This window comes from Pseudomonas sp. Z4-7, from assembly GCF_051131965.1.
Lineage (GTDB): Bacteria > Pseudomonadota > Gammaproteobacteria > Pseudomonadales > Pseudomonadaceae > Aquipseudomonas.
The window spans coordinates 4,943,404-4,955,417 of sequence record NZ_CP071642.1 but is presented as its reverse complement, the minus strand read 5'-3'; the positions used below and the strand labels follow the sequence as shown (position 1 = coordinate 4,955,417).

Annotated in this window: 10 protein-coding genes; 2 read left to right on the top strand and 8 right to left on the bottom strand. The window is 61.5% G+C overall.

The genetic code is table 11. The features are described 5' to 3' along the window. Positions 1 to 137: 137 nt before the first annotated feature. The gene (locus J3P91_RS22215; RefSeq protein WP_434601760.1) at positions 138 to 872 is read right to left on the bottom strand and encodes a hypothetical protein; all 735 of its coding nucleotides are present in this window, start codon (positions 870 to 872) and stop codon (positions 138 to 140) included. A gap of 240 nt (positions 873 to 1,112) precedes the next feature. Here J3P91_RS22215 and J3P91_RS22210 point away from each other — a divergent pair, with 240 nt between their 5' ends. Both J3P91_RS22210 and tadA read left to right on the top strand, forming a co-directional pair. Next, positions 1,113 to 2,489 (top strand): multicopper oxidase family protein, encoded by a 1,377-nt coding sequence (locus tag J3P91_RS22210; RefSeq protein ID WP_434601759.1) that lies wholly within the window; start codon positions 1,113 to 1,115, stop codon positions 2,487 to 2,489. After that, positions 2,489 to 2,986: a tRNA adenosine(34) deaminase TadA gene (gene tadA, locus J3P91_RS22205; RefSeq protein WP_434601758.1), complete on the top strand. Its 498-nt coding sequence runs from the start codon at positions 2,489 to 2,491 to the stop codon at positions 2,984 to 2,986. The genes J3P91_RS22210 and tadA overlap by 1 nt, the downstream gene beginning before the upstream one ends. A 205-nt stretch (positions 2,987 to 3,191) precedes the next feature. Here the strand turns inward: tadA and cmoB are convergent, their stop codons facing one another. The 7 genes from cmoB to J3P91_RS22170 form a co-directional block, all read right to left on the bottom strand. Further along, a complete protein-coding gene (gene cmoB, locus J3P91_RS22200) occupies positions 3,192 to 4,148 on the bottom strand; it encodes a tRNA 5-methoxyuridine(34)/uridine 5-oxyacetic acid(34) synthase CmoB (RefSeq protein WP_434601757.1) in 957 nt (318 codons plus the stop codon). Next, a complete protein-coding gene (gene cmoA, locus J3P91_RS22195) occupies positions 4,145 to 4,888 on the bottom strand; it encodes a carboxy-S-adenosyl-L-methionine synthase CmoA (protein WP_434601756.1) in 744 nt (247 codons plus the stop codon). Before cmoA ends, cmoB begins: the two co-directional genes overlap by 4 nt. 220 nt (positions 4,889 to 5,108) lie before the next feature. Further along, complete coding sequence (locus J3P91_RS22190) at positions 5,109 to 5,501, bottom strand: protease inhibitor I42 family protein (protein ID WP_434572015.1); 393 nt, start codon at positions 5,499 to 5,501, stop codon at positions 5,109 to 5,111. A gap of 207 nt (positions 5,502 to 5,708) precedes the next feature. Beyond that, entirely contained in the window at positions 5,709 to 8,123 is a 2,415-nt protein-coding gene (lon, locus tag J3P91_RS22185; RefSeq protein WP_434601755.1) for an endopeptidase La, read from the bottom strand. A 148-nt stretch (positions 8,124 to 8,271) separates the two neighbouring features. Further along, complete coding sequence (locus J3P91_RS22180) at positions 8,272 to 9,585, bottom strand: MFS transporter (RefSeq protein WP_434572018.1); 1,314 nt, start codon at positions 9,583 to 9,585, stop codon at positions 8,272 to 8,274. A 306-nt stretch (positions 9,586 to 9,891) separates the two neighbouring features. Further along, a complete protein-coding gene (locus J3P91_RS22175; RefSeq protein WP_434601754.1) occupies positions 9,892 to 11,130 on the bottom strand; it encodes an HlyC/CorC family transporter in 1,239 nt (412 codons plus the stop codon). Between the two features lie 12 nt (positions 11,131 to 11,142). Beyond that, the gene (locus J3P91_RS22170) at positions 11,143 to 11,955 is read right to left on the bottom strand and encodes a cytochrome C assembly family protein (protein ID WP_434601753.1); all 813 of its coding nucleotides are present in this window, start codon (positions 11,953 to 11,955) and stop codon (positions 11,143 to 11,145) included. Positions 11,956 to 12,014: the final 59 nt, after the last annotated feature.

The window sequence follows — 12,014 nt, the reverse complement described above, 5'->3', positions numbered from 1 at the left end:
AATCGAAGGCGTGTCTCGCCTGAGATACGACGTGTCGAGCAAGCCGCCGACGACGATTGACTGGGAATGTTTTGAGCGGTAGTCGCTAGCAAAAAAGCAAAGGCCCGGATGATGCGGGCCTTTTGCGTCCCGGGGGGTCAGATGTTCGGTTTGGCCGCCTTGGATTTTTCTTCCTCCAGTTTCCTGGCCTGTTCCGCCTTTGCTTGCGTCTCTTTGGCATTCAACTGGTCATACATGCTCTTGACATCGGTTACGCTCAGAGAGAACTCACGCACCATCTTGTCCTGATCAGGTTGTGAATAAGCCATGATCAGAAGGCTGCACTCGGATGGGAAGTTTTGTGGTGCAGGGAAGGAAACGCCAGGAATATGCATATTGCTAAAGTGCACCTGCGCGCAAGGACCAATGCCACGGTCGTTAAAGACTTGGTCTACACCCTTATACAGCTTGCCGTTTCGGTCAAACTCCCAGTACATGACTTCTCCCATCTGGGAATTGCGGAACGAGGTCGGGCCGAATTTTTCGGTCAGCGATGCCACCAGATTGTCGAGTGGGATACGCGACCCTTCTTCGTAGTGCTTCATATGCCCGACAAACCATACCTTGCCAGCATCGTCTTGAAGCGCGGCAAACTGGTCGGCTTGGGCAAGAGTCTTGTTGGTCACGGCTGTCACGCCGGCCTCGGTGCCATCGACAGTTTTCAGCGGGCTGATCGTATAGGCCTGGTTGGCTTTCATGATCGCATCTTTGGCTTCTTCCAGAGTCGAGCCAAGGGCGACACCCGAAATATCGGTGGGAACCGCCGCGAAAGCTGTGGATACGGCAAATGCCAGGGTTGCAGACAGAGTGATGCAAGCGCCAATTTTGCTCATGAATAAATCCCTTTGTATGAAAGATACCGTGCGGTCCCGCTTAGACCGGTATCCGAACATTTTCCGGTGGGACGAAGCAACACAAATCCATTGCCTGGACATCAAGTTTGAAAAAGGGGTTCATCGCCCGAGCGCGCCCCGCGACAATCCTTCACTTAATATTTCTCAATTGCAGGTGTATCGTATTCGCCTTTTCCGGGCCCCACCGGCCCGTCCCAGATTCAAGAGGTAGTCGCGTTCATGTCCTTTACCCGTCGCCAAATACTCGGTGGCCTGGCCGGTCTTGTTGTCGTTGGCGTAGGTGCGGGAGGCGCGTCGCGGTACTGGTTGGGCAAGATGGCCGATGCCGAGGCCGGTCACGACTATGAACTGATCGCGGCGCCGCTGGACGTGGAGCTGGTGGCCGGGCACAAGACCCAGGCCTGGGCCTTTGGTCCGTCAGCGCCGGGCACCGAGTTGCGGGTGCGCCAGGGCGAGTGGTTGCGGGTGCGATTCATCAACCATTTGCCGGTCGCGACGACCATTCACTGGCACGGCATCCGCTTGCCGCTGGAGATGGACGGCGTACCGTATGTCTCGCAACTGCCGGTGTTGCCAGGCGAGTACTTCGATTACAAATTCCGCGTGCCGGACGCTGGCAGTTATTGGTATCACCCGCACGTCAACAGCAGCGAAGAACTCGGGCGCGGGCTGGTGGGGCCGCTGATCATCGAAGAGCGTGAGCCTACCGGCTTCAAATACGAGCAGACGTTGAGCCTCAAGAGCTGGCATGTGGACGAGCAGGGCGAGTTCGTCGCGTTCAGTATCCCCCGCGAGGCGGCGCGTGGCGGCACGGCCGGGCGGCTGTCGACGATCAACGGCGTGCCTCAGGCGGTGATTGATTTGCCGGCCGGGCAGATTACCCGGGTGCGTTTGCTCAACCTTGATAACACGCTCACTTACCGCATCAATATCCCCGGCGTCGAGGCGCAGATCTATGCGCTCGACGGCAATCCCGTCGCGCCGCGCCCGTTGGGCAAGGAGTACTGGCTGGGCCCGGGCATGCGCATCTGCCTGGCGATCAAGGCGCCGCCGGCCGGTGAAGAGTTGTCGTTGCGCAATGGCCCGGTGCGCCTGGGGACTCTGCGTTCGGTGCCCAACAATGACGCACCGACCCAGTGGCCGCCGGCGCTACCGCCTAACCCGGTGGCCGAGCCGGACCTGGCCAATGCGCAGAAACTCAACTTCAATTTCGAGTGGGTCGGTTCGGTCTCGGTCAATGTCGACAATGGCAAGCCGCCGAGCCTGTGGCAAATCAATGGCAAGGCCTGGGACATCACCGACAAGACCTGCGCCGACCGGCCGATCGCCACGCTGAAGAAAGGCCAGAGCTACATTTTCGAATTGAAGAATATGACCCAGTACCAGCATCCGATCCATTTGCACGGCATGAGCTTCAAGGTGATTGCGTCGAACCGGCACAAGGTCGTGCCGTATTTCACCGACACCTACCTGCTGGGCAAGAACGAGCGGGCGCAGGTGGCGCTGGTGGCGGATAACCCCGGCGTGTGGATGTTCCACTGCCACGTGATCGATCATATGGAAACCGGCCTGATGGCCGCCATCGAGGTGGCGTGATGCGCCAGATTCGTCCCGCGCGGATCATCGACCGCAGCCGTGACCAGGATTTCATGCGTGAAGCCCTGGCCCTCGCCGCCCAAGGCGCCGCGCTGGGCGAAGTCCCGGTGGGCGCGGTGCTGGTGCAGGATGGTGAGATCATCGGGCGTGGCTTCAACTGCCCGATCAGTGGCCACGACCCCAGCGCCCACGCGGAGATGGTCGCCATCCGCGCCGCTGCCCAGGCGGTGAACAACTATCGCCTGCCTGGCAGCACGCTGTATGTGACGCTGGAACCCTGCAGCATGTGCGCCGGCCTCATCGTCCACTCACGCATCGCCCGGGTCGTCTACGGGGCGCTGGAACCCAAGGCTGGGATCGTGCAGAGCCAGGGGCAGTTTTTCAGCCAGGGATTCTTGAATCATCGAGTGATGTTCGAGGGCGGGGTGTTGGCAGAGGAGTGCAGCGCGGTGTTGAGCGAGTTTTTCAAGGCCAGGCGAGCCAGATCCCAAAATTGAATACACAACCCTGTGGCGAGGGAGCTTGCTCCCGCTCGGCTGCGCAGCAGTCGTAAAACCTGCTGACCGGTTATTCCAGGTGCATCGTGTTGGCGGGTTTGGGGCTGCTGCGCAGCCCAGCGGGAGCAAGCTCCCTCGCCACAATGATAGGCAAGCCTTTAGAGTCCCATTGCTCCCTACCAGGGTGTCGTGTTGCTTGGGCTGTTTACTTACGCGCCACAATCACCGCCCGCATCGGCGCCGGCAGTCCTTCGATGGTTTTACTGTGGTCCGCAGGATCAAGGAAATCACTCAGTGACTGGTACTTCATCCACTCGGTGCTGCGCTGTTCCTCCACGGTCGTCAGGCTGACGTCCACGCAGCGCACATCGCTGAACCCGGCGCGGCGCAGCCAGCGCTCAAGGGCCGGGACCGACGGCAGGAACCAGACGTTGCGCATCTGCGCGTAGCGGTCCTCGGGCACCAGCACCTGGTGTTCGTCGCCTTCGATCACCAGGGTTTCGAGCACCAGCTCACCGCCTTTTACCAGGCAGTCCTTCAAGGCCAACAGATGCTCGATCGGCGAGCGGCGGTGGTAGAAGACGCCCATGGAGAAGACCGTGTCAAAACCTTCCAGCTCCGGCGGCAGGGCTTCGAATGGGAACGGCAGGTGCCAGGCGTTGGGCTGTGACAGGTAGCGCTGCACCGCCTGGAACTGGCAGAAGAACAGCCAGTTCGGGTCGACGCCAATCACCGTGTCCGCGCCGGCACCGAGCATCCGCCACATGTAGTAGCCGTTGCCGCAGCCGACATCGAGGATGCGCTTGCCCTTGAGGTCCAGGTGCGGGGCGACGCGTGACCATTTCCAGTCCGAGCGCCATTCGGTGTCCACGTGCACGCCAAACAGATCGAATGGGCCCTTGCGCCACGGAGAAAGACCCATCAGCGCGGTACGCATCTGGGCGCGGATTTCGTCAGAGCAATCTGCGTCCAACGTCAGCCCGTTCAGCAGATCCACGGTGGTGGGCTGCAAGGCCGGCAGCGCATCGAGGGCGCTTTGCCAACGCTCCAGGTCGCCGTGGCCCTTTTCCATTTTGATATCGAGCTGCGTTTGCAGTGTCGCGGCCCAGTCGGCCAGGGGCGTGCCGGCCAGATGGCGGGCGAGGGGGGACAGATCAATCATGGCAAGGCAATCAACGAGGCGAAGTTAAGACACTGGAACCACGGCACGACTTTCGAAAAGCCGGCCGCCAGCAGGCGCTCGCGGTGTTCTTCGAGGCTGTCGGGCTTCATGACGTTTTCGATGGCGCTGCGTTTCTGGGCAATTTCCAGTTCGCTGTAGCCGTTGGCGCGCTTGAACGCCACGTGCAGGTCGGTCAGCAGGGCATGTTCCTCGGCATCGTTGAAGCGCAATTTTTCCGAGAGGATCAAGGCGCCGCCGGGCAGCAAAGACTGATGGATACGGGTCAGCAACGCGGTGCGTTGTTCGGGTGCGATGAATTGCAGGGTGAAGTTCAACGCCACCACCGAGGCCGGCTGGAACGCCAGCGCAAGGATGTCGCCTTCGATCACTTCCACCGGCAACAGCTCCTGGAACATCGAGTCCTGGCCGTTGAGGTACTCGCGGCAGCGCTCGACCATGGCCGCCGAGTTATCCACCGCGATCACCCGGCAACCGTCGGTGCGCACATGACGGCGCAGCGCCTGGGTCACCGCGCCCAGGGATGAACCGAGGTCATACAGCACGCTGTTGGGCTGGGCGAACTGTGCGGCGAGCACGCCGAGGTTCTCGACGATGGTCGGGTAGCCTGGCACCGAGCGCTTGATCATGTCCGGGAACACTCGCACCACGTCTTCATTGAAGGCGAAGTCGGGCACCTGGGCCAAGGGCTGGGCGAATAGGCGATCGGGTTCTTTGCTCACGACGGTTCCGGCGGCAGGGATAGTGAAAAGGCCGGCATTTTAACCAAAAAACCTGTGGGAGCGAGCTTGCTCGCGATTGCGATGGTTCAGCCAGTCGTTCGGTTGGCTGACAGATTGCTATCGCGAGCAGGCTCGCTCGCACATTTGATCTCTGTTTAGTGATGTTTTTGGTGGAGAAAGGTGGCCGCACCCATCAGCACGAGTATCAGCCAACCCACGTTCAATTCACCGAAATGGCGCAGTCGAAGGTTTCCACGGGCGGTACTTCAGGCGCCCAGGGTTGTTGGTACGTCAGGCGCAAGCGCCCGGTGCCGGCGTTGAACGCCTGGAAGCGCCAGGTTGACACCCCGGCGGCGCCGACGATGCCGGCGTCTTCCGGGTTGCGATAGACCTCCGGGCCCAACGCCTTCAACACGCCGCCGGCTGAATCCTGAACCGTCCATCGGTAGCCGGTGCTGGGGTTGGTCGGCAGGCTCAGGATCAGGTTCTGGCCGTTATTGAGCTGCACCGGGCATTGGCTAAGCTTCTCGACCGTCACGTTGTGTTTCGGTTGCATGGCACAGGCACTCAACAAGGCGAGGCTGACAGGTACGAGCAGGCGGGTGAGAGACATAAGGGCTCCGGCGTTCACGACGAACGGCGAGCATAACCGAAGATGCTACCGGGTGTGTCAGATGAGGGTGTGTTGATGCTGAAGGCTATTCGCGAGCAGGCTCGCTCCCACAGGGTTCGGTGTGGATCACAAACGCTGTGAACGACACTTATCCAATGTGGGAGCGAGCCTGCTCGCGAAGGCGCCAGCACAGGCGCTACAGGACCCTCAGAACAACACCTTCGCCACATCCGCAAACCGCTTGGCAAAGTGCACCGTGACACCTTCCTTGAGGTAATCCGGCAACTCTTCGAAATTGCCCCGGTTGGCGTCCGGCAGGATCAATTCATTGATCTTCTGCCGACGCGCCGCGATGACTTTTTCGCGCACGCCGCCAATCGGCAGGACATGCCCGGTAAGGGTCAGTTCACCGGTCATGGCCACGCCTTTTTTCGGCGGCTGGTTACGCGCCAGGGACAGCAGGGCGCTGGCCATGGTCACGCCGGCACTCGGGCCGTCCTTGGGCGTGGCGCCTTCCGGTACGTGCAGGTGAACAAAAGCCTCATCGAAAAACTTCGGATCACCGCCGAATTGCTTCAGGTGCGAACTGACGTAGCTGTGGGCAATTTCAGCCGATTCCTTCATGACTTCGCCCAGTTGCCCGGTGAGCTTGAAGCCGCGATTGAGCGTGTGGATACGCGTTGCCTCGATCGGCAGGGTCGCGCCGCCCATGCTGGTCCAGGCCAGTCCGGTGATCACACCCACGCCGGACAGCACCTGCTCATTGCGAAATACCGGTTTGCCCAGGGACGCCTCGAGATCCTTCGGCCCGAGTTTGATCACGGCTTTCGGCTCGTCGATCAGCTTCATGACCGCCTTGCGCACCAGTTTGCCCAGCTGTTTTTCCAACTGACGGACGCCGGCCTCCCGGGCATAACCGTCGATCAGTGCCTTGAGGGCGCTGTCGTTGATGCTCAGGCTGCCCTTGGAAACGCCGGCCTTGGCGAGTTGCTTGGGCCATAAGTGGCGCTTGGCGATGGCGACTTTTTCTTCAGTGATATAGCCCGACAGGCGAATCACTTCCATCCGGTCCAGCAGCGGGCCGGGAATCGAGTCCAAGGTGTTGGCGGTGCACACGAAGAGCACTTTCGACAGGTCCAGGCGCATGTCCAGGTAATGGTCGAGGAATTCGACGTTCTGTTCCGGGTCGAGGGTTTCCAGCAGTGCGGAAGCCGGGTCGCCCTGGTAGCTCTGGCCCATCTTGTCGATTTCGTCGAGCATGATCACCGGGTTCATCACTTCGACGTCCTTGAGCGCCTGCACCAGCTTGCCCGGCTGGGCGCCGATGTAGGTGCGCCGGTGGCCCTTGATTTCGGCCTCGTCGCGCATGCCGCCGACACTGAAACGATAGAACGGCCGCCCGAGGGATTCGGCAATGGACTTGCCGACGCTGGTCTTGCCCACACCCGGAGGGCCAACCAGCAAAACGATCGAACCGCTGATCTCGCCTTTGTAAGCGCCCACCGCGAGGAATTCCAGGATGCGGTCCTTGATGTCGTCCAGGCCGGCGTGGTGCTGGTCGAGAATCTTGCGGGCGTGCTTGAGGTCAAGCTTGTCCTGGCCATACACGCCCCACGGCACCGATGTTGCCCAATCGAGGTAGTTACGCGTGACAGCGTATTCCGGCGAGCCGGTTTCCAGGATCGAGAGCTTGTTCATTTCCTCTTCGATGCGTTTCTGTGCCTGGGCCGGCAGCACCTTGCCCTCCAGGCGCTGCTCGAATTGTTCCAGGTCGGCGCTGCGATCGTCCTTGGTCAAGCCCAGCTCCTGCTGGATGACCTTGAGTTGCTCCTTTAGAAAGAACTGGCGCTGATGTTCGCCGATCTTGCTGTTGACCTCGGCGGAAATCTCTTTCTGCAGCCGCGCCACTTCGACTTCCTTGCGCAGCATCGGCAGGACTTTTTCCATGCGCTTGAGCATCGGCACGCAATCGAGCACTTCCTGCAATTCGCTGCCGGTGGCGGAGGTGAGCGCGGCGGCAAAGTCGGTCAGCGGCGAAGGGTCGTTGGGGCTGAAGCGGTTGAGGTAGTTCTTCAGCTCTTCGCTGTACAGCGGGTTGAGCGGCAGCAGTTCCTTGATCGCATTGATCAGCGCCATGCCGTAGGCCTTGACCTCGTCGGTCGGCTCGCTTGGCTGATGCGGGTATTCGACTTCCACCAGGTACGGCGGGCGATGGTGCTTGAGCCAGGTGCGAATGCGCACGCGGGTCAGGCCCTGGGCAACGAACTGCAATTTGCCGGCCTCACGGCTGGCGTGGTGGACCTTCACCAGCGTGCCGTACAGCGGCAGTTTCGAGGTGTCGAAGTGGCGCGGGTCTTCCTGGGGCGTGTCCATGAAGAACAACGCCAGGGAATGATGATCGGACTTGGCCACCAGCTCCAGGGTCTCGGCCCACGGTTCTTCGTTGACGATGACCGGCAGTACCTGGGCCGGGAAGAACGGACGATTGTGGATCGGGATGATGTAGACTTTGTCCGGCAGGCTCTGGCCGGGCAGGGCCAGGCCCGTACCGGAAACGGTGTGTTCGATCTGTTCGGCGTCTGCGTATTCGTCGTTTGCTTCAGTCGAGTGCTGGTCGCTCATGGGGCACCTGCGCAATGGAGTATGGGTCTTAGATGGGGCAGGTGAGGGGTTGTTTCAATGCTGGATAATTGTCAGGGGTTATTTCAATGGTCTGCGTTCAGGCAGGCGACAGGTTGATGTGGCGAGGGAATGGTCCCTCGCCACCGCTTCAACCGATGCGATTCAAGTCGTTATGGCGGGTTTCCTTCAGACACAGCACCGCGATAACGCTGAGCACCGCCGCTGCGGAAACGTATCCGCCGACGTAGCTCAGGCCGCCCATCGCCACCAGTTTCTGGGCGAAGAACGGTGCCGCCGACGCACCGACGATGCCGCCCAGGTTGTAGGCCGCCGACGCGCCGGTGTAGCGCACGTGTGTGGGAAATAGCTCCGGCAGCAACGCACCCATGGGGGCGAAAGTCACGCCCATCAGGAACAGTTCGATGCACAGGAACAATGCCACGCCAGCGGTAGAACCGTGGGTCAGCAACGGTTCCATGAGGAAACCCGAGGCAATCGCCAGGACGCCGCCGATAACCAGTACCGGCTTGCGCCCGTAGCGGTCGCTGGCCCAGGCCGATAGCGGCGTGGCGGCGGCCATGAACAGCACGGCAAAGCACAGCAGGCCGAGGAAGGTCTCGCGGCTGTAACCGAGGGTGGACACGCCATAGCTCAGGGAAAATACCGTCGAGATGTAGAACAGGGCGTAACACACCACCATCGCGGCCGCGCCGAGCAATGTTGGCGCCCAATACTGGCTGAACAGCTCGACCAAGGGGATTTTCACCCGTTCCTGACGGGCCACCGCGTTGGCGAAGACCGGCGTTTCATGGAGCTTGAGACGCACATAAAGGCCAACGATGACCAGGGCGGCGCTCAGCAGGAACGGAATCCGCCAGCCCCAGGAGCGGAACTGCTCGTCGTCGAGGGTCATGGCCAGGGTCAGGAACAATCCGTTGGCCGCCAGGAAGCCGATGGAGGGGCCCAGTTGGGGGAACATGCCAAACCAGGCGCGCTTGCCTTTCGGGGCGTTCTCGGTGGCGAGCAACGCCGCGCCGCCCCATTCACCGCCCAGCCCCAGGCCCTGGCCGAAACGCAGCAGGCACAGGAGAATCGGCGCCCACGCGCCAATGCTGGCGTAGCCGGGCAGCACGCCGATGAGAGTGGTGCACACGCCCATCAGCAGCAGCGACGCCACCAGGGTGGACTTGCGCCCGATCCGGTCGCCGAAATGGCCGAACAGCGCCGAGCCCAGCGGCCGGGCGAGGAAGGCGATGCCGAACGTCAGGAAGGACGACAGCATCTGTGCCGTGCCCGAGGTTTGCGGAAAGAATACCGGCCCGATCACCAGGGCGGCAGCGGTCGCGTAGACGTAGAAATCGTAGAACTCGATGGCGGTGCCGATGAAACTCGCGGTTGCCACGCGGGTGGCCGAGTTGGTCGGTTGGTTCGCCACGGCGTCATTGCAAGTGGTGGTGGTCATGCGGTTATCCCTGACAGTCATGTGCTCCGTTGGAGCGAATTATTATGGTCGAACACCCAGGGATGTGGGTTGGGGCGCTGTCGCTGTTTCGGGTAGGAACAGTCGCAGGGTTACAGCGGATATTGCCGGTGGGCTGCCCGGAACGGTCTGAGTGCCGGGTAAGCACTGGGTTCGGGCGGGGCTGGGTAAGCGGGTTGAGTATAGGAAGGGGGCTAACGAATCGACAAGAGAGCCTGCGCACAATATTGAAGCGTGTGCTGAGCTTTTGTGGCGAGGGAGCTTGCTCCCTCGCCACGGGTACGGCGGTTAGATAACCACCGGCACCGAGCTGTTATGCCACACCAGCACCTGGCTGACGCGGTTGTCGACGGTCTCGATGATCTCCAGCCGGTAGCGGCCGATTTTCAGGCAGACCGGACTTTCGGGGATGGTTTCCAGCGCTTCGGTGACCAGGCCGTTGAGCGTCTTGGGACCATCGCAAGGCAGGTGCCAGCCGAGGGTCTTGTTCAACTCGCGGATCGACGCCGCGCCCTCGATCATCAGGCGGCCATCGGGCTGGGGATGGACATGAGGATTGTCGAGGCTGTGCTCGCTTTCGAACTCGCCGACGATTTCCTCAAGGATGTCTTCCAGGGTCACGATGCCCAGTACTTCACCGTATTCATCCACCACCATGCCCAGGCGTCGCTGCTGCTTGTGGAAGTTGAGCAACTGCAGTTGCAGCGGCGTGCTCTCGGGGACGAAGTAAGGCTCGTGGCAAGCGCTCAGCAGCGCTTCCTTGGTCAGGCTCGCGTCCGCCAGCAGGTGGCGGATCTGGCGAGTGTTGAGCACCGCTTCGACCTGGTTGATATCGCTGTGGAACACCGGCAGGCGGGTCCGACGGTTCAGGCGCAGCTGTTCGATGATTTCGCCGATAGGGTCGTCGAGGTTGATCCCGTCCACCTCGCTGCGGGGCACGAGGATGTCGTTGACGGTGATGTTGTCCAGCGCGTGGATGCCGGATACCGGATGGACCCGGCCGCTGTGTTCCTGTTCATGCTCAGCGCGTGGCGGTGCGGGCATCTCATCGTCGCTGTGCTGGACAGCGCCGGTCTTGCGGGCAAACGGGCGCAGCAGCAACTGACTGAAACCGTTGAGCAGCCAGGCGGCCGGATAGACAATTTTCAGCGGCAGGGCAAGCAAGCTGTTGCCCAGGCCCAGCACCGCGTCGGGGTAGCGGGTCGCCAGGGTGCGAGGCAGGTAATCGGCAAAAACCAGCAAGGCCGCGCTGGTGCCGAGCCAGGCCAGCCACGGGCCGTTTTCCAGCCAGGCAAAAATCGCCAGCCAGGTGCCGATTACCACGGCCAGCGCACGACAGAGGGTGTTGCCCAGGATCAGGCTGGCGATAGGGAAGTTCAGCTTCGCCAGTGGCTTGTCGCCAGAGCGCGACGCTTTGCGTTGCGCGAGCAGATACTGTTGGGCCGCTTCGATGGCCGTGAACAGCGCCGACCAGAGGATCAGCACGACCATTACCGCAAACAATGGCCCCAAGGGCAGCCTATCCATCAGTGTCGTCCGTCAGACATGCAGGATGTATTCGCGGACCAGCTTGCTGCCGAAGTAGGCGAGCATCAGCAGGCAGAATCCGGCCAGGGTCCAGCGAATTGCCTTGTGGCCCCGCCAGCCGAGACGATTACGCCCCCACAGCAGCACGCTGAACACGATCCACGCCAGGCACGCCAACAATGTCTTGTGCACCAGGTGTTGGGCGAACAGGTTTTCGACGAACAGCCAGCCGGAAATCAGCGACAGCGACAGCAGCGTCCAGCCGGCCCAGAGGAAACCGAACAGCAGGCTTTCCATGGTTTGCAGCGGCGGAAAGTTGCGGATCAGCCCGGACGGGTGCTTGTGCTTGAGCTGATGGTCCTGCACCAGCAGCAGCAATGCCTGGAATACCGCGATGGTGAATAGGCCGTAGGCGAGGATCGACAACAGGATATGGGCGAGAATGCCTGGCTCTTCGTCGATGATCTGCACGGTGCCCGACGGCGCGAACTGCGCCAGCAGCACCGTGGCCAGTCCCAGCGGGAACAGCAGCACCAGCAGGTTTTCCACGGGGATGCGCGAGCAGGCCAGCAGCGTCAGGGCAATCACGGCCACGGCAATCAGGCTGGCGGCATTGAAGAAGTCCAGGCCCAGGCCGATCGGCGTCATCAGGTGGGTGACAAGACTGGCCGCGTGGACAAGCACCGCCAGCACGCCGAGCGTGACCAGCAGGCGCTTGTTCGCCTTGGCGCCGGAGGCCAGGCGGGTGCCCTGATAGAAGGTCGCAGCGGCATAAAGACAAGCGGCGGCGAGGGAAGCAAGCAAGCTGGGTGGCAAGGGGAGCATAAATCCTGTTAGGCAAGCCCGAAAGGCGCTGAGTTTGGCATAGAACCCCCACCGCACGA